Consider the following 18454-nt stretch of genomic DNA (forward strand, 5'->3'; position numbering starts at 1 on the left):
CTTGCTCAGGAAACCTCGAGTACCAGCGTAAGGTGGCGTGTGGGATCCAGCCATGAGTTCTGGAGAGTGCCAACAACGAATCGGACAGTTTGGGGAGGGACTCTGGGAGGGTGGATTGCCTCAACTGAACTGGTCTTCCCCACCGCGTCGTGACCAATCTGAAGCCCTCCCGCCACCGTTTTATACCTGCATCCGGCACACTCTCTGGCTCTCTCAGGGATCTGCTCTCGGCTCCCGTGTGCACGAACGGCTCCACCAGCGCAGCATTGAGGGCGGCCACGTGACCCGCTGCGGGTGGAGTTCAAACTTCAGATCTCCTCTTCGCGGAAGAACGTCGTGCACACTTGTTCCAGCTGATCTCTGAATGGGGTCTGAACGAGCGTTGACGGCGTCAAGCATTGGTGGCGGGCTGCCTTGGAGCACGCCTTTGTGCTTGTCATGCTCCTTCAGCGCCATCGAAACCCTTAAGCTGCGATGACCATCCAGACTCGGGTCCTGTGTGGGGATGACGTCCCAAAGGTCGTTCATAGGGGTCCGCAGTCTCACGTCGATAAGGCGCTTGCTCCTAAAAAGTAAGCCTTGAGGGGACTCAGCCTTATTCTCACCGGGGGCGCTCCCGGCCAGTTGCATTCAGAGCGCTGGTGCGCTGTGTCTGAGCCTTATGCCAGCGCCGTATTTTCCGGACGCCGCAGCGCGAGGGGCAGCAGCAAGACAACACAAACCACAAGGCCCAGCAGCGCGGCAACCGACAGGGCGGGCTTGGCGAGCATTAGGAAAAAGACCCAGATCAGCGTGGCAAAGCGGATGCGGGCGCTCCAGCGCAGCGCCGAGTCCCGTTGCAAGCCGTGCAGCGCCCCTGCACCGCCATGCTGCTGGAGCGCTTGCCCGAAACGCTGAAGCCGAGGCAGTTCCACGACATGCACCAGCGCGGCGAGCAGGGCGGTACCCAGCATGGAGAGGATCAGCCACGGCGCAGCAAAGGCCCCGGCCAACCATGCCAGCGACAGCCCCGAGCCGATCAGGGTCAGGGGCGCAGTGCGCGACAAAACCGTCAGGCGTTGGAGCGAGCTGAGCAGGTGCCGCGCGGTGAGGCTGTCCTGGGCAGAGCGCAGGGCCGACATGCCCTGGAGCGTGGCGGCCTCCACACACACGAGGGCCAGGGCGCTGGCGACATGAACGAGCAGCAGCAGGGCAAAGGCAGGTTCGGACATCACTCTCCTTCCAGAGCTGGACCGCCGTGTCTTTGGGGCGTGGGTGAGCCCGGCGATCCTCTGGAAGTCCGAGACTGCCGCTCCGGGCGTGACTGGGCTGTGACGCGGGCCGAAACCTCGCGTGCTGGGGTCGATCAAACGTCAGTCACAGCAGGTGCAGCAGCCTCGGACCTCAAAGAGTCAGCCCAGGATCCAGACCGCCAGTGCCCAGACCGTCGCCATCCGACTGCTCACGGCCTCTGACAGTAGGGATCTGCCGACGCTTCAGGCACTGATTGCGCCCAGCGCGGTTTTGCATGGATCGGGGCGCAATCCGATGACAGGCGACAGGCAGGGGCTGTCGTTTATCCCGAGCTTTTTCGCGCAGGTGGACGTGATTGAAGTGCTGGCAAGAAACGTTACGCGGTGGCCCAGTGTACGGTGACTGCCGCATGGCCGGGCCGCACCCTGCACCATCACGTAGCCTACGTGATGCGCTTCGAGAATCGACAACCGACCTCGCTCCGGATGCACAACAAAGACCATCACCATGTGGACGAGTTTTGGGCAGGAAGCTGGGTCCGCCCCGGTCTGCAGTGCCCCCGGTGGGCGAAGGCGACGCGCTGAGCGCCACCCCCATCCACGGTCTGTTGTGGCAAGCGCGTTTAGGAAATGGGCGCCGAGCAACCCCATCACCTGCAGGACAGTAGGATCGCCACCGATCTCCTGATCTACCTCCGGGACGAGCCAGCCCACCGCATACGTCGCCTCACAGGTGTGAGGGGACCGCAGCCACAGGTTTCGCAGCGTGGAGGAGCGAACGCGGTGAGCGGCAGCCGCCTGGCGGACCTCGATCCTTGAAGGTTGCGCAGAACAGAAACGATCACCCTTAGTCTTCTTTGCCTGTGAGTGACTGGCCGAGGCCGCTCCCGACCGCCAGGAGGGCCCGCTGGGTGGGCCGAGCCAGGAACGAATCTCGGTAGGGCCGCGGCAATGGATGTCCAAGAATGCTGCCGATCCAATCACGGGCCGCGCTTGCGACGGCCAGATGCTTGGCAGGATCAACGCCTGGCAGTTCCAGAAGGACCCGCCACGGCAGCGCGTGATCGTCGCGCGGCGCGGCGGTGGTCATGCGTGCAAGGGCGTCCTCGGCATCGCGCCGGGCGGCAGGCCAGTCCTGTTCCCCCGCGTGCCACTGCGCCCGCAGGGCCAAGGCGTGGGTCAGCAGTTCCGGGTGGCCGTGTTGCCGAGCCACGGTCAGCACAGTCTCCAGTGAGTCGCGGCGGTCCCTGCGCGTGTAAGCGCGAAATTCAGCGTGGGCCAGATGCCACAGCCCCCGCGAGTACGTCAAATGGGGAGCGGCACTCAAGAAGGCGTCGGCGTGGGCCAGCGCTCGCTCCGCCTGTTGATCCTGCCCCAGCAAGGCGTGAATCTGGGCCAGCCGGATCCACGGCACGCCCGCAGCATCGTCGCCCGGCATGGGGTGGGCCAGTGCGCACTCCGCCGCCGTCTGACACTCCGTAACCGCCCCCAGCAGCCACAGCAGGTCCACCTGGGCCCGCCACAGCACCCCTCTTGGCAATGCTTCGCCAGCCGGCGATTGCCCGTCGGCAGCCCGTGCCACCCGCTCCAGTAGGGTCAGGGCCTCTCCGTAAGCATGGCGCTGCACCAGATTGGCGGCCAGGCGCAACTGGTTGAAGTAATGGAGGCGGCTGAGCTGTGGCTCCCTGTCCGGTGATTCCAGTTGCCGCCGCAACGCGGCGGCCTCCAACCGCCTCCCCTGGTCCTCGAGCAGAGTGGCCACGCGCAACTGACCTTCCAGCGCCGCGTACCGGTCTCCCAGTGCCGTGGCCACGGCGACACCACGCCGCACGGTGTCCAGCGCGCCCTCGGGCTGCGCCTGCCGCATCAGGCCCTCTCCCACCGTATACAGCAACAGGATCGCCGCCTGCGACTGCGGGAGGTGGGTCAGTAGCGCTGCGGCAGCCCCCAGCCGCTCCTCTAGACCCGCCTGATCATGAACGGAAACCAGCGCCTTTACCTCAATGCGCAACAGCAGCGCCTGCAGGCGGTCGTGGAGCAGCCCACTTTCACGGGTCAGCAGCGCCTGACCCTCTCGCGCCAGGTCCAGGGCCTCCAGCCGGATCTGGTGGGAAGTGGCGGCCCTGTCCGGAGTCACCAGAGAAACCGGTTGCAGGTTGGATTCAGCCAGACGCAGGGTGGCCTGACCCAGCCGGGCCGCCGCCCGCTGAACATCGTCTGACGCGAGGCGAAGCAGCCCGTCCACGACTGATCTCAGCGCTGCCGGCTGCTCCTCGGCCCACGGTGCGCTCAGGGTGCCCAGCCGTACATCCAGGGCCAGATCAAACTCCAGCGCCTCCTCGTACAGCGCCGCCGCCTGTTCGCGCAGCTTCAGGGCCGGGCCGTACTGCATCAGCTCCACCAGCCCCTGCGCGGCCTTCAGGTACCACGCCGCCGCTTGCAGAGGCTGGCGTCCCCCCTGGTAGTGCTGGGCAATGCGCTGGGCATGAGCGCTGCTGGGCCCGGGGGCCCGTTCAAGGGCCCGGGCCGAACTCCGGTGCAGCAGGATCTGGGTGGCCGCTGGCGTTCCGGCGCGAATCGCCACCCGCATCAGGTCATGGGCCAGCGACTCGCCGCGCACGATTCCGGCGTGGCCCAGTTCGTCCCAGCCCTGCACCGCCGCGAGCGGTCCGAGATCCAGCACCTCGCCCAGCTGATCCAGGGTAAATTCGCCGCCTAGGGTGGCTGCCGCCCGCGCCATCTGTAACGCCGCTGGACTCAGCCGCGAAAGCCGCCGGGCGATGAGCCCCGCCACCTTGGTCGGCAAGCGAGCGAGGTCATCTAGTCCAGTGCCCTCGCTCAGATCGCGCACGGTCTCCAGAATGAACAGCGGATTGCCGCCGGTGTAGGCACGGTAACGGGCCGCCTGCTGCTGGAGGCCTTCTGGAAGATTCAGGATGCCCAGCAGTTCGCCCACGCCCTCCACCGACAGGGGTGTGAGCTGAAGGTTGATCGCCAGGCCCGCGTCGGTCAACGTCTGCACAGTTCGGCGGGCCGCTTCGGGCAGTTCGTCGTCGCGGTAGACGTCTATCCACACCGGGAAAGGCGCCTGCGGGAGCGAGGCGAGGTGCGCAAGAAAATACTCGGCGAACTCGCTTGTGGCCTCGTCGGCAAAGTGGGCGTCGTCCAGCACACACACATCAATGTCGGCGCAGGCCAGACGGTTGAGCTCTATCAGGGCGTCGAAGAAGCGCAGCCGGTCTGCCGCCGAGGTCAGCGGCGTACCCACCTGCCCGAACACGTCCGGCACCAGGCGAGCCACTTCCCCCGCCACCCATTCGGGCAGGCCCCCTGGCTCCCGGCCCGTGGGCCAGTGTTCCAGCAGGCGGCGGACCATCCGGGCAGCAGTGACGTAGGGCACCTGCCGGTCGCCGGGCAGGGCCTCAAACCGCAGCGCGCGTCCGCGCCCGGCGGCAAAGGTCATGGTCAGCAGGGTCTTACCCATCCCTGCCTCACCGCTGACGAAGATCATCTGTCCCCTCTCCCACGCCTGCGCCAGCACGCCCAGTTCGTGGTCACGGCCCACCAGTGCAGGCAGCGGCAGTGGATCTGGGACGGTACGCGGCGCAAGGCGCGGCAGCGCGTCCAGGCGAATCCGCTCGCCCAGCGCCTGCGTTTCGGGCGACGGCTCCACGCCGAGCCGGTCTCTCAACATCTGACGGAAGCGCTCATAGGCCTGCAGGGCCGCGCTGCGATCTCCGCGCCCGTGGTACAGCATCATGACCTGCCGGGCGGCCTCCTCGCTCAGGGGCTCCAGACTCAAGGCGTGCTGGGCATACAGCAGGGCCTCGGCGCTCTTTTCGTCCTGTCGCAACGCTTCCGACGCCCGCAGGGCCGCGCTCAGCCGCAGTTGCAGCAGGCGCTCGCGCTCACCTTCGAGCCACTCGGCGAAATCCGGAGCGTTGTCGAAGGTCAGGTGTTCGAGCAACTCGCCCTGATGGGTCAGGATGTCGTGCAAAGCTCCGGCCTGCACCTGTCGCTGAAAGTCCACCAGATCCACCCTGACCTGGGGATGGAGTGCAATCTCACCTGTGCCCTGAATAAAATCCGGCCCCAGGCTCAGCCGTACCCGCCGCAGCAGTTGGCGCATGTTGGCCCGCGCCGCTATCTCACCAGCGTCCGGCCACAGCCACCCGGCCAGACGGTATTTGTGGGTGCGCCCCCGCAGCGCGAGATATGCTAGCACGGCGGCCAGACTCGGCTCGATGCGCCGGTGGGCCGATCCGTCCAGGACATACACGCCCCCCAGCAGCTTCAGGAACCAGGTCTGGCCCGTTCCTGTTGTGGCTGGGGTGAGGCTTTCTCCCGTCATGGTCCCTCAGTGTAGGCAGCGCCTGTAAGGATTGGACATGAAACCCCGCCATTGGCGTAGCCAACAGCAGAGGGCTTACTCGTTCGTCTCTTCTCTTGGGATGATCAAAGCATGGCAGATGTGGCGCAGTGGTGGCCCCGACATCAGGCCGCCACATACGCCCACGTCGTTCACTCCGGTCAGGCGAACACCATCTCCGCGCTCATCCGACGTACGGTCAGTCCTCCTGACATTGCCTCAAGATGGGCGGGCATTCCACGTCGCTCACCTCCAGAAACATCGTGGGCTTGAGGGCATAGAAGTCCTTCCAGAAGCCGCCAGTGAAGCTTTTGCCGTACGTGGCATCCGGGCCGCTGCTGACCGCTTTGCGAACAAAGAGATCCTGTCCCTGATAAGTGACGGTCACGAGATAAGTGCCATACATCACGTTCTTGATGATGTGGCCGTCGCCGGACGGCAAGGGCCTGGCGATGATGGTCTTGTTGGAGGAGCCGTCAGCGAGCATCCCCACAGATTTCAGCGTCACGGTCATCTCACCCGGATCACCATAAAAGCCAATGCCTGTGCGGATGTTGACCAGGCCCAGACTGCCGTACTGCGTTGTCGCTGGCTTGAAGGTGAAATTCCTGACCCCACCCACGGTGCTGGCCAACACCTCATCGGACTCGGGCACCAGATCGACCGCAATGGTCTGTCCCTCGTATTTGAGATTCATGGTGGCCGTCACATGCCAGGTGCCGACAGGCTTACGGATGTCGAGCTTGTACGTGCCCGAGGCGTCCGTGTAACCGATGACGTTGGTGTTGTGAAACAGGGTGTTGTCGGCCACCACCTCGGCGTGAACGATAGGATTTCCCTGTTCGTCCACCACCTTCCCCGTGACGTAGCCCGCCTGAGCCGGGGGCGGATCTTCCCTGCCCGGCGGTGGGCTTGCGCCGGCATCCCCACAGGCCGTGATAGCCAAGCTCAAGCCCAGCAGGGCCGTCAGCAGAAGCGCGGACTCGCGAATACTGTTCATGATGTTTCCTCCAGGGGTCAGGCTCAAGGTCACAGGCGGCCATTTCTGACTGACCGCGTCGGCACGTTAGGCCCACGCGTGTGACCCGGCTGTGACAGCACCACGAACCCGTGCAGCCACGTCCTGGTGGGCGGGTGCCAACCTGTGTGAGTGGCAAGGCCATCACAGGCGACGCTCCGTGTGGAGTTTAAGAACAGAAGCTGGGCATCCGGGAGACGGTGTCTCGACACAGTGGTCGTTGGCGCTCGCAGGGTACCTGGGCGAACGGCGCATTCCCAGTGTGGAACGTCACCCATCGCCATGTCACGTGTCAATCACACTGGGATCCCTAAGGTGGCCTCGCCCAACTGGCGAGGAGAGTCCACCCATGAAAAAACTGCCCTGTCTGAATGCCCTCCTGCTCACCGCCGCCCTGTCCGCCTGCACCACCGGGGGGCCGGCCCCAACCGCCGTTGTCAAAACCATTGAACTCAGTGCGGCATCGGCCAGCCTCACGGTCGGTCAGGACACGACCCTGACAGCCATTGCCAGGGACGCGCAGGGAGAAAGCGTGCCGAACACCGACTTCGCCTGGAAGTCAAGCAATGTGACTGTGGCCTCGGTGGCCGGTGGAGTGGTGAAGGGACTTGCCGCGGGCAGCACGCAGATTATCGCCAGTGCAAACGACGTCACGAGCAGCGCCGCAGAAGTCACCGTTAACCAGACCCAGTCCGCCGGCACCTTTGACCTCACGCTCTCCGACGACAAGCTCCCGGTCATCACGGGCAAGAGTGCCAGTTTGACGGTCAACGTCGTCCGCAAGTCGGGCTTTACTGGCGCAGTGAATGTCGGCCTGTCCGGCCTCCCCGCCGGAGTCTCGGGCGGCAGCGTGACCATCCCCGAGGGACACGACAGCGCTACGGTGACCGTGAGCGCCGCCGCGAACGCCGCCCACTCGCTGCCCACCGCCGTTCTCCTGAGCGGCGCAGCAGTCGGGTCGGCAGCGGTCTCTAGGACGGTGACCGTGACCGTGCGCGGCACGGCAGGCAGCCTGGACACCACCTTTGGAACGGGCGGAATCGCCAGACATCCGTTGGGTGAGGCAGCGGACTACGGCTACGCCGCTGCGTTGCAACCCGACGGGAAACTGATCGTGGTGGGCAGCACCTACGGTCCCCATTTCGAAAATTTCGGCATTGCCCGGTTTACCCACGACGGTGCGCTCGACCCCTCATTCGGGAGTGGCGGCAAGGTCATCGTCGACTTTGCCCAGGGGCGCGATATTGCCCGCGCCGTCGCTGTCCAGCCGGACGGCAAGATTGTCGTGGCCGGCGGCACAACTGAATCCGGCGAAGAGGAGCGCTTTGGCCTGCTTCGTCTGAACGCCAACGGCACACTCGATGCCGGCTTTGGCACGGCTGGCAAGCTCACTACCGCCTTCACGGGCAGCGACAACGCCCGCGCGAACGCGGTGCTGATTCAGCCGGACGGTCACATTGTGGTGGGTGGTCAGGCCAGTTTCTCCAGCGCGACCAGCGGCGTGGACTTCGCGCTGGCCCGCTATCTGCCGAGCGGCGCGTTGGACACTGGCTTCGGCGACGGCGGCCGGGTCACGACGTCCATCAGTCCCTCCGGCGGTTCAGACAAGATCGCCGCGCTGGCGCTGCAGGGAGACAGGATCGTCGCGGCGGGCGGCGACACCTTCCAACTCGCCCGGTACACCGTGGGCGGGGCGCTGGACAGCACCTTTGGCACAGCTGGCAGGGTGCACAAGGTCTTCCCCGGAAACAACAGTGGGGCCACGTCAGTCGTGGTGGACGATCAGAACCGCCTGGTGGTCGGCGGGCACGACCAGATGAACACGGCGGTGGTGCGCCTGACCGCGGACGGCGCACCTGACCCTACGTTCGGCAGCGCCGGCAGGACCGTGCTGAAACTGAACCCAAGCAACTGGAACGTGGCGACAGCTGTCGCCTTGCAGACCGACGGGAAAGTTGTTGTTGGCAGCTGGGTCTACGAGGGCAACAGCTCCAACGACAACTTCGCTGTGACCCGGTTGACCCGGAGCGGTCAAGTTGATCCGGAGTTCGGGGTCGGCGGGACTAGCATCACCAGGGGTGCCACCGGCAAGCGGTCCACTGCCCGCGCCGCGCTGCTACAACCCGATGACCGGATTCCCGCGACGCGCATCGTGCTGGCCGGTGACAGCAACAGCGCCTTTACCCTGACCCGCTACTGGCCCTGAGACTTCGCAAGAGCCCGGTCCTGGATGCCATCCCCCTCAAAATGCCGGATGTGGTGGAGTCACGCCACTAGCTGGACGCGGCCCCTCCTCTTTCGGAACCTCAAAGGGATCCAAGGTCACTGGATCCAAGTAAACAAGCAAGGTCTGCTGCCCCGTGTCAGGCCGAACCGTGTCCGTATTACCCCACGCATATGACGCGGTTCGCGTCAGTCCGTTCCAGCATCCTCCAACACTGTGGTCCAGAAAGCCAGGCTTGCGCGTTCGTACAGCACTCCCATTCCCAGAGGTTCGGTCCGGAGGTCAGCGGCCGCCTCACCTTTAAGCTGCGTGGTCAGGTGTTCATACACCTCAAGCCGGGCCCGATGCACGGCGAGTTGCTCGGTGGCCAGGGCCTGACGGGTCCCCGGCGGCCCCTGCGACACGAAAAACAGTTTGAGCAGACCCGGATCTCTCAGTTCCACTTCGCCTGCAGGCTGTTGCAGCCACGCGGTGAGGGCCGCTCGCCCCGCATGATTGAGGCTATACGTGCGCCTGCGCCTTCCACCGTCTTCCTGCTGCTCGGCCAGCAGGCCCAGGGCCGCCAGACGCTGCGGCTCGGCGTACAGCTGGGATCGGGGGAAGCTCCAGAAATAGCCGACGGAACCGTCCACCTGGCGTTTGAGATCGTAGGAGGTCAGAGGCCCGCACTGGGCGAGGAGGCCCAGCACGATATAGGCGGAAGGTCCCAGGCTTGCATCAGGCATAGGGGCAGTGTACGATTGTTTCAGACCATCCATACTGGACCGTTCAAATTAGATGGTGAAAGGGGGATCCATGGCGAGTGCACTACGGCGACTGACCGCAGAAATCGAGGGGGACTTTGTGGTCTTCATCATTGGCATGCGGGTGAATCAACCCTGGAAAATCCAGGCCTGGCTGCCCGTCGCTCAGGCGATGCCCAGGATGCTGCGGGAGTTGCAGACCCGCCCCGAACTGGGCCTGCTTGGCTCTCAGTTCTATGGACTGACACAGATTCAGTACTGGCGCAGCATGGAGCATCTGCACCAATACGCGACGTCCAGGGAACAGGCGCACCTGCCGGCCTGGCGCGCTTTCAATCAGGGTGCACGGGCGGCAGATGGTGCGGTGGGCATCTGGCACGAGACGTATCAGGTGGCGGCAGGGGCATACGAGACCGTGTACGTGAACATGCCGCCCACCGGACTGGGCCGCGCCGGCACCCTGACCCAGGCCACGGGTTACAGACAGACGGCGCAAGGACGGCTTACTGGCAACTCCCCTACGGCTTGATCGCAGGGGAACCGAAGATAAGCAAGTTATTGATTTTGCTTGATAAGGCCAGGAAGTTTTCAAATTCCGCTGATAGGCCAGTTGGCTCCGAACCAAAGGGCCTTACCTCATGAAAGGTCGCCCGTCCCATCCAGTCGCTTTCCATCGTCATCAGCCAGGGGAAGATTCCAGATCACATTCAATGTCCAATCAAACTATATGACCCCTGCGCTGAATGCACGTGCGGTTCGGGTGTCGCTGAGGTGCTGGACAACGTCTCTAATCATTGCGAAGGAAACCGGCAACCAAGGTGCTTCTTACCGCTCTGCACCGCGTGACCTCTTCCCACATCCTGCGATAATTTCCCGGGACGTTCGTTGATGCATCTGAGAAACTGGGGCCATGACACCCCCGCCTGGCCAGCTCATTCTGATCAATGGTGCATCCAGCGCTGGAAAGACCACCCTCTGCCGCGCCCTGCGGGATGCGTTGCCAGACACTGCCGCAGGACCGTTTCTGCACTTCTCGCTTGATTTCTTTATGTTCGACGCTGATGTCCTGCCGCGGACACTTGAGGGCCGAGTCCGCAACTGGAACCGGATTCGCCCGCAGGTCTTCGACGGCTACTATCGCTGCATACCTGCGCTGTTGAGCGCTGGAAACAATCTGGTGGCGGACCTCATCATCGAGACAACTATGCAACGTGATCGTCTGCACGAGTTGCTGGTTCCATATGACGTTTATTGGGTAGGTCTGCACTGCCCAGTCGAAGAACTTGAGCGGCGGGAGGCGGCCCGTGGAGATCGGAAGATCGGTGAGGCCCGCCGCGACGCGCAGACGGTTCATACCTTCAGCGCCTACGACCTTAACATTGATTGCCGTGATTCTCTGGAATATCAGGTGGAGCGGGTGATTCAAGGCTGGGCGGCGCGAAGGACTGCGGACAATTTCACGGAGAGTCTGGACGGGGGCTGACTCGCTCCCGCAGCGGTCCTGGCAATGGGACCATAGGGGCGGACCCCCGCAATTGACCGCAGTCCTCCCGCCAACGCTCTCCGATCAGCTTCCCCACAGTTCGGCCGTCGACTCTCCCACGCGGTGCCGCTGCTGACTGAAGAGCTTCGTCATCATGGAGAAATCCCGGGGCACTGGTGCTACCAGGATGAGGTGTGCATGGGGTTGTGTTGCCGTAACGTGATTGGGGTAGCCTGACCCGCCGTGACGGATGCCAGGCCCTACCGACACCGTTAGCCCATGACGTTTATCCAGCACGCCAAAAAGCTGCACCACCGATGTCCGCTGAACTCCCGTGATCTCCAACAAGTGCTGCATCAGCATGGCCCACAATGTCAGCCACGAGACCCTCCGACAATGTTGGATCACGTTCGGCCCCCTCTTCGCTGAAGCCCTACGCCATCGGGAGGGAATGCCAGGATGCCCGGTAGTCTCTGGATGAATTCTGGACGAGCGTTGATGGGGTTCGCCACTAGCTCTGAAGGGCCGTGGACGAGCACGGATGCGTCCCTGATCGTCTCCTCCAACGGCATCGCGATACCGAGGCAGCGAAGACCTTCCTAATGAGGCTGCTTGGGGAAGACGTGGTCCCGGAGGTGATGCAGACCGAGGGGCTGCGCAGCGACGGAGCGGCGGTTCACGAGATCGCAAGTCTGGAAGAGGTCAACCATCAGCAGTTGATCTCAATAGCCCAATGCAACAACATCACCCTGCAGGAACGCCGATCTCCACGGCACCGTGTTCGACAACCGAGCGACGAAAACGCGTTCAAGAATGCCTGAGCTTCCACGTCCAGGGCACGAATCACCATCATTCCCCATCAGCGTCACTGCCGTAAACAGAAAATCCCACCAAAATCAAGCGTTCCAGACGTAGCTGACCGTCGTAGCAGGGGTGGCCTGAACCTCAGGCTATCCCTCTCCTCAGCCTGCCGTGACGCCAGTTCAGGCCACACAATCGTGGCAAGTTGCCGGGGTAGGGTGACTCGGTGCTGGGCGTCTCGTTCAAACCACGGGCGCGGCCAAGACCCAGCGGTCACGCCCCTGGGTCTTGGCCTGGTAGAGCGCCTGATCGGCGGCCAGAAGCACGCTGTCGAGGTCAGGGCCGTGCTGTGGAAAACTGGCAACCCCCAGCGATATGGACACGCGCAGGTGATAGGCCCCATGCGTCACCTGCTGCGCCCCGATCTCCTTGCGCCACTGTTCTGCCCGGCAGGCGGCAGCATCGCTGTCCAGACCAGGCAATACAACGATGAACTCCTCTCCGCCGTAGCGGCAGATCGTCTCGCCGGGATGCCGTGAGGCCTGGAGACAGGCGGCCACCCGGCGCAGGACAGCATCGCCCCCAGCATGCCCTGCCATGTCGTTGATGGCTTTGAAGTGATCAAGGTCGAACAGCACGACGCTGAACGGACTGTCCTGGGCGGTCAGCAGGGCTTCTTGCAGGTACCGGCGGTTGTGCAGGCCAGTCAGAGGGTCACGGATGCTCTGCTCGCGCAGTGCGTGCTGCAAGCGCTCAATCTCGGCCATCCGCAGTTGAAGCTGCTCGTGGGCGCGCCGCAGTTTGGCCTCGGCCTCGCGTTGAGCCGTGACGTCTCGCCATACCACGATGCGCCCCTGAACCTGTTTCCGGGAGTCACGCAGGGGGGTGATCCGCACTTCCAGATGCCGTTCGCCCAGCGTCAATTCAGCAGACGCCGCCTCCCGGCCTCGGGTCAAGGCGCCCAGGGACGACGCTGCCACACCCCACTGGGCAAACACCCGTTCGGCTGAGTGGCCAAGCGGGGTAGGCAGCGCTGGGTCGGCGAGTTGCCTTGCCACCGGGTTGAGATCCACCAGCCGACCCGCCCGGTCGAGTACTACCACGCCCTCCCCCATCTGCTCAATCAATTGATGCCTCGCGACCGGCACGAGATCGAACAGCTGGAATCCCAGCAGGCCCCACAGGAACACCAGTGCGGTGCTCAGAAAGAGCATGGGGGTTAGGTCCAGTTCAGGAAAGGGCCTCAGGCCCATGACGCTGACCAGGTTCACGATCCAGGGCAGCCCCAGGCCCGCCAGCAGCACCCCGGCCTGACGGCGGTACAGGTCCGGTGCGCTCCGGAAGAACAGCGCCAGCCGCAGCGCACTGAGCAGCATCAAGCCGTAACCATGTACCACCACCACCGGGAACCCGGGGCCGCCCTGAAGCCTGGTATGGGCCTCCAACGTTCCCAGCTGCCCGAACAGGACCCCGCCTGGATCGCCGCTCAGCAGTAGACCCCAGGTCGCGGCGGGTACCGCGAGCAGAGCGGCCCAGGCCCCGGCATGCATGGGCCGGTTCGGTTGGGTAAAGGCGCGGGTGAGCAGCCACACGCACACCGGCGCACTCACCACGCCGAAGAAAGTGGCGTCCAACCAGAACTGTTGCAGTCGGGGCGAAGGGCTGTCCCAGTGCAGCGCGTAGGTCGGGGTCCACTGCGCGAGGGCCAGCAGCAGCAAGGCGAGGGGGCCGGCGCCTGGCGCACCCCGGCGTCGCCAGACGAAGCGGGCGGTGCCCAGGGCCGCGAGCCCGGTGACGTATAACCATGTGGCGTATCCGGTTGCGAGGGCCTCGGTCATAGGCTGCGCGGAGGCCAGACCGCCCCTGGCCCTACGCCCACCCCAATCCAGCGAAAGGAGAGAGAAATGATCATTTTGTCTCAAGGTACAGCGCCTGGTCTTGCAGCATTCTGCGCTATGCCGTGGACACTTGCCGCAGGCAACCAAGCTGGTCATGGCATGGTGACCTTCAAAGTACTGGGGAAGGCCGATATTCAGATGAGCACAATGAGAGATGATGTACCATCTCGCGCTTGAGAGTGTTTTGACAACAACAGAAAAATGGCATCTTCATCTACAAAGGGAGGCGCGGGACAGGGCGGCTGTCTGCGTTTTGTGAGACTTGCCCGCCTAGTATGCGGTATGGTCTCCGCTGGTATGCCAAATCTGCGCCGTGTGGCGTGGGGGGCGCTTGCCACCATCGCCCTGATCGGCGTGTGGTCCAACGCGGTCCTGGAGCGTGACACCAGCGAACTCCTGACCGAAGTTTCAGTCATGAACATCATGGGCCGACAGCGCGTGTATGCCGAGGAAGTGGCTCGGCATGCCTGGCAGCTGGTTACCGCGCTGCCCGTGGAAGACCGCAAGCAGGCCCGCACGCGCTTGAAGGGCAGTGTTGCCGGGATGCGTGAAGGCCACGGGGCGTGGGTGAAGGCCACGGCGTTGAATGACCCTCAGATGACGGTGTCACCGCTGTACTCACGGCTGGACGTGGAGGTTCAGGGATATCTTGCCGCCGCCAACAGCATCCTCCTGACGCCCGACCAGCAGCTGAGACGGCGAAATTCCGATGTCCGCTGGTTGGAGGAACAGGCAACTGGGTCACTCATCCGCGTGCTAGACGAGGCGATCACTGCTCTGGAAGACCATGGGGAGGCGCACATCCGGAGCATGAACGCCACCGCACGACTGCGGCTCGCGTGCGTGATCGTGCTGCTCTTTATCCTCGGACAGTGGGTGTTCCGCCCCCTGGACCGCCGGATCCGGCGGGTCCAGGGCGAACTCGTCGCGGAGAGAGACTTTGCGCAGCAGGTGATGACCACAGCGCAGGGCATTACAGTGACTGACCTGCACGACCGGTTTGAGTACGTCAATCCCGCCTTTGCCCGCATGCTCGGCATGGCGCCAGACGCCCTGCTGGGGTGCACGCCCTTTGACGTGACAGTCAGCGAGGAACACTCCCGGGTGCGAGAAGCGCTGCAGAGGCGCGCTACGGGAGAAACGACCGCCTATGAGACGCGGCTCCGGCGCATGGACGGCGAGGCCGTGCCCGTGTTGATTACCGGAGCGCCCCGCGTGGTGGGCGGCCTTCTGATGGGGTCGATTGCCTCGGTGACGGACCTGACGGAACAGAAACGCAACGAGCAGACCGTGCGGATTCTGGCAACCCTCTCCCACAGCCTGGAGCAGGAACAGACGCCAAAGGGCGTGGCGCGGCAGGCACTGAACTTGCTGGCGCAATCCATGGAGCTGTCGTGGCTCGCCCTCTACCGGCGGGATAGAGATCAGTTTGTTCCTCAGGCGACGTCTGGTGGCTTTCCTGCCGACAGAGAGTCGCACTCCGCTCTGGCTCTCGGACCGGACGAGGGGCCAATCTGGGACACCCTGGGCGGCTGCACCGTTTACCTGAGCGAGACTTGCCAGCCACCTTTGACCTCCCATGGCGCGGGGAGTGTAGCGCTGGTGCCGCTGCCTAGCGGAGAGGGTACGGTCACACAAGTGCTGTGCGCGATCCGCCTGGGTGAGGCGCGGCTGTGGGAGCCATGGGAGCGGGTACTCCTGGAGACAGCGGCGCAATCTGTGTCGACGGCGCTGCAGCGGGCCGAGTTGCACATGAAGGCACAGGATGCAGCTGCATTCGCACAGACCTTGCTGGCCATCTCTGCCCTGGTGGAGAGTGACTTTGATCCGGCGGCCACGGCTGCGGAAGTGCTGAACCTGCTGGGACCAGCCCTTGGCATGAGCCGTGCCAGCGTGCTCGTGGTGCGGGATGAACAGGTGAGGTGGTCACCGCATGGCCACCAGATGAGCCCGCTCCAGGCATCTGGAATGTCCAGGACAGCGTGCGCTGGACGGTAGGGCATGAGGACTCGGTCACGATCATCGACAGCTCCGGGCTGGATGCACAGAAGCAGACGAGCGAGGCCTGGGTGTCTCTGGCCATGGTTCAAGAGACGCAATTCCTGCTGGCTGGCTCCCGGACCCAGCCGGCCACAGCCTGGTCGCAGCGCGACCGAGCGCTCCTGAGCGCGGCCGCCCGGACCGTGCGGGTGGCATGGGAGCGACAGGGGCGGTTCCGGCAAGTGGAACACGCCGCGCTGACCGACGCATTGACTGGGCTGGGCAACCGTAGAGCCATGAACCGGGCACTCGACGAGCTTGGTTTGCGTCCCGCAGAGCCGTTCGGGCTGCTCAGTGTGGATGTGGACGGTCTCAAGGAAGTGAACGACACCTTTGGCCATCATGTGGGAGACCATCTCCTGCAGGAGTTTGCGCGGGCATTGAAGGAGAAATTTCGAGAACAGGATCAGGTGTTCCGCCTAGGCGGGGATGAATTCCTGGTGCTGCTGCCTGGATGCCGACAGGAGCAGGCCCAGAGCATGCTTGACCGCGTACAGGCCGCCTCAGATCGGGTGAGTAAATTGCCGCAGCTGATGGGGTGCGGTGCGAGTGCGGGTGCCGCCTTCCGTCCAGACGACGGGCATTTCCTCGCACAGCTTGTCGCCTGCGCAGACCAAAGAATGTACGAGCACAAGAGACACCGCAAGAGCAAGCCTGCGTACGGATGGGCTTAAGGCCATCATCAGTCGCAGGGCTTCATCCTTACGTGCTGCACCTGCCGTTCGAGCAAGCAAACACGGCTTTGTCAGCAAAAGCCATACCCGAGCAATGGAAAGCGCTAAACCAAGGGGCGCAGTGCGAGCGACATCAAGCCTGTAAGCTTGACCCCCAGCATGACCGACAGTCGTCGACCGTACCCCAGCCTAAGCAGGGGTCCAACGCAGCCGTGTGCTAACGGATATGGAGCCCTTGGCCACATCTGTTCGAGATCGGATTCAATGATGCAGCAGTAGGAGCTCCTGCGTTGAGGCATCTTTGAAGCGGGGCAGTCTGTCTGCGCCACCAGTGGGCAACCTATACGGGGTTACTTACGGCTCTCCAGATGGGCTTGTTCTCTCAATTACCCGTACGTCTACATCTGCATCGACAAGCTTGGATGTGCAGCGCATCTAAGCTGCCAACTAGTCAGGCGGACCCCAGGCAGTGAAGACACCCGAGCCTCAAGTTCCTGCTTTCCGCTTTATAGATGTGGACAGCCTAAATCTCGTTTCAGCATGTGTAACGACCGCAGCTGACTCTAAAAATACGGCTGTAGGCAGGATTTGGGGTTATATCCCATTGAATCCGCCACACCTACGTTACTGTCCTACGGCAGACATTAACTGAGCTCTAATTAATTCCTACCATATTCCCCTTGACCCTATTTATTTAGGTGTGTCCCCCAGATTAAACTGTCCTGGCGCCACTTATCGGCCCATTCATTATGTGTATTTTGTGAAAACATTTTGGAGATTCAAGCAGCTCACTAGGGACAGAGTCTCAGCGACGCGCCTATTGCATTGAAAATCCATTAACCGAGGGGTAACGCACCTTTCATTACCTTCACATCACACGCGGCACACACAATGGGGAGGTGCAGCGGTTTCTCGCAAGGGGGCGATGCAGACAAGGGAAGACGAGAAGCATTCAGCCGGTTGGGTAAAGACCACAAGAGAAAGTTGGGGAGAAAAAGGAGAGTTCACCATGCGTAAATTTTGGATGACCGCCGTGATGATGACCGTTGCCGCCGCCGGAGCCCAGACAATTGGTGTAACCACGGACTCCGGTCCAGACGCAGTCTCTAAGGGTGCGAAGACTGCAAGTGTTACCCAAACGGTCAACCTCAAGCTACCCGAAGCCACGGCGCTCCATCTGGACGCCACGACACTGACCTTCGACATCAGCCAGATTGGCAACCAGGACGGCACCTGGTACTGCGCTTATGGTGTCGGCAACGGTCAGGATCAGTCGTCGCAGCTGGGAGCCGACTTCTGGAACCAGACCCAGGTTTATCCTCTGGGAACCAATTACAGCCTTGGGAACGAATGGGGCAAAATCACCGTCAATGCCGGTCAAAAGGTCACGCAATATCCGCCCATCGTCGTTCCGGCCAACGGCGAAGTCGACAATGCCAGCAAGGCCTACTTCGTGTGTTACCGGGCCTTTATCATTCAGAAGTTCTCCAACGTGGGTAACTTCAAGCTTAGCGTGAGCCGCGATAACCCCACCAATGGCATGGGTCGGCAGATGATGTACATCCAGGACAACCCCTGCAGCACATTTGGCGGGGCAACCGGGCTTTACAAACTCGATCCCGGCGCCGCCCGCGAACTGATTCCTCAGCGCATGACCAGTGGCACCACGGGCGCGCGCGCAGCAGGCACCACGGGCAAAACGCAGGCAGACCTGGGCGGCGGCACCAACGTCTGCCGCAAGTACACCAGCTGGCTCGATGACCTCGTCGTGATTGCCGTGGTGGTGGACGGCGACAAGGCGGGCGACAACAACGCCACGCTGACCTATACACTGGAATCCAGCGCCACGCCCTTCGTGATCGCCGACTCTGACGCCAAGAACTGAGTGACGAGGAGCAGCGCCAGTTCGCCCTGGCGCTGCTCCACTTTTCCGGTGCGGCTGGCCTCGGGGCCGAGCCCCTTCCAAACTCTC

At 63.2% G+C, this 18454-nt stretch carries 13 protein-coding genes; 8 read left to right on the forward strand and 5 right to left on the reverse strand.

Annotation, left to right across the window (positions count from 1 at the left end):
• Positions 1 to 659: 659 nt before the first annotated feature.
• The 3 genes from HNQ08_RS09540 to HNQ08_RS09550 all read right to left on the reverse strand — a co-directional run bounded on the left by HNQ08_RS09540 (position 660) and on the right by HNQ08_RS09550 (position 6601).
• The gene (locus HNQ08_RS09540; protein WP_184130666.1) at positions 660 to 1211 is read right to left on the reverse strand and encodes a hypothetical protein; all 552 of its coding nucleotides are present in this window, start codon (positions 1209 to 1211) and stop codon (positions 660 to 662) included.
• Between the two features lie 868 nt (positions 1212 to 2079).
• Positions 2080 to 5583: an ATP-binding protein gene (locus tag HNQ08_RS09545; RefSeq protein ID WP_184130669.1), complete on the reverse strand. Its 3504-nt coding sequence runs from the start codon at positions 5581 to 5583 to the stop codon at positions 2080 to 2082.
• A 217-nt stretch (positions 5584 to 5800) separates the two neighbouring features.
• Positions 5801 to 6601: a carboxypeptidase-like regulatory domain-containing protein gene (locus tag HNQ08_RS09550; RefSeq protein ID WP_184130672.1), complete on the reverse strand. Its 801-nt coding sequence runs from the start codon at positions 6599 to 6601 to the stop codon at positions 5801 to 5803.
• A 367-nt stretch (positions 6602 to 6968) separates the two neighbouring features.
• On the opposite strand from HNQ08_RS09550, the gene HNQ08_RS09555 reads away from it, so the two are divergent.
• Entirely contained in the window at positions 6969 to 8825 is a 1857-nt protein-coding gene (locus HNQ08_RS09555; protein ID WP_184130675.1) for a delta-60 repeat domain-containing protein, read from the forward strand.
• A 206-nt stretch (positions 8826 to 9031) separates the two neighbouring features.
• Here HNQ08_RS09555 and HNQ08_RS09560 read toward each other — a convergent pair whose 3' ends face one another.
• The gene (locus HNQ08_RS09560) at positions 9032 to 9568 is read right to left on the reverse strand and encodes a PadR family transcriptional regulator (protein ID WP_184130677.1); all 537 of its coding nucleotides are present in this window, start codon (positions 9566 to 9568) and stop codon (positions 9032 to 9034) included.
• Between the two features lie 70 nt (positions 9569 to 9638).
• Here HNQ08_RS09560 and HNQ08_RS09565 point away from each other — a divergent pair, with 70 nt between their 5' ends.
• The 3 genes from HNQ08_RS09565 to HNQ08_RS09575 all read left to right on the forward strand — a co-directional run bounded on the left by HNQ08_RS09565 (position 9639) and on the right by HNQ08_RS09575 (position 11890).
• Positions 9639 to 10115, forward strand: a complete 477-nt coding sequence (locus HNQ08_RS09565) for a DUF4188 domain-containing protein (RefSeq protein ID WP_184130679.1) — start codon at positions 9639 to 9641, stop codon at positions 10113 to 10115.
• Between the two features lie 381 nt (positions 10116 to 10496).
• The gene (locus tag HNQ08_RS09570; protein ID WP_184130681.1) at positions 10497 to 11069 is read left to right on the forward strand and encodes a chloramphenicol phosphotransferase CPT family protein; all 573 of its coding nucleotides are present in this window, start codon (positions 10497 to 10499) and stop codon (positions 11067 to 11069) included.
• 527 nt (positions 11070 to 11596) lie between these two features.
• Complete coding sequence (locus HNQ08_RS09575) at positions 11597 to 11890, forward strand: DDE-type integrase/transposase/recombinase (RefSeq protein ID WP_184130683.1); 294 nt, start codon at positions 11597 to 11599, stop codon at positions 11888 to 11890.
• Between the two features lie 222 nt (positions 11891 to 12112).
• On the opposite strand, the gene HNQ08_RS09580 is transcribed toward HNQ08_RS09575, so the two are convergent.
• Complete coding sequence (locus HNQ08_RS09580) at positions 12113 to 13708, reverse strand: histidine kinase N-terminal 7TM domain-containing diguanylate cyclase (RefSeq protein ID WP_184130694.1); 1596 nt, start codon at positions 13706 to 13708, stop codon at positions 12113 to 12115.
• A gap of 66 nt (positions 13709 to 13774) precedes the next feature.
• On the opposite strand from HNQ08_RS09580, the gene HNQ08_RS09585 reads away from it, so the two are divergent.
• From HNQ08_RS09585 to HNQ08_RS09600, 4 genes are all read left to right on the forward strand, one after another.
• Positions 13775 to 13945: a hypothetical protein gene (locus HNQ08_RS09585; RefSeq protein ID WP_184130697.1), complete on the forward strand. Its 171-nt coding sequence runs from the start codon at positions 13775 to 13777 to the stop codon at positions 13943 to 13945.
• Between the two features lie 120 nt (positions 13946 to 14065).
• Entirely contained in the window at positions 14066 to 15766 is a 1701-nt protein-coding gene (locus HNQ08_RS09590; protein WP_184130700.1) for a PAS domain S-box protein, read from the forward strand.
• Positions 15751 to 16482, forward strand: a complete 732-nt coding sequence (locus HNQ08_RS27315) for a GGDEF domain-containing protein (protein ID WP_184130703.1) — start codon at positions 15751 to 15753, stop codon at positions 16480 to 16482. The genes HNQ08_RS09590 and HNQ08_RS27315 overlap by 16 nt, the downstream gene beginning before the upstream one ends.
• Before the next feature lie 1009 nt (positions 16483 to 17491).
• A complete protein-coding gene (locus HNQ08_RS09600) occupies positions 17492 to 18367 on the forward strand; it encodes a hypothetical protein (protein ID WP_184130706.1) in 876 nt (291 codons plus the stop codon).
• Positions 18368 to 18454 lie beyond the last annotated feature (87 nt).

The sequence above is a fragment of the Deinococcus humi genome (genome assembly GCF_014201875.1).
Taxonomy (GTDB): Bacteria; Deinococcota; Deinococci; order Deinococcales; family Deinococcaceae; genus Deinococcus; species Deinococcus humi.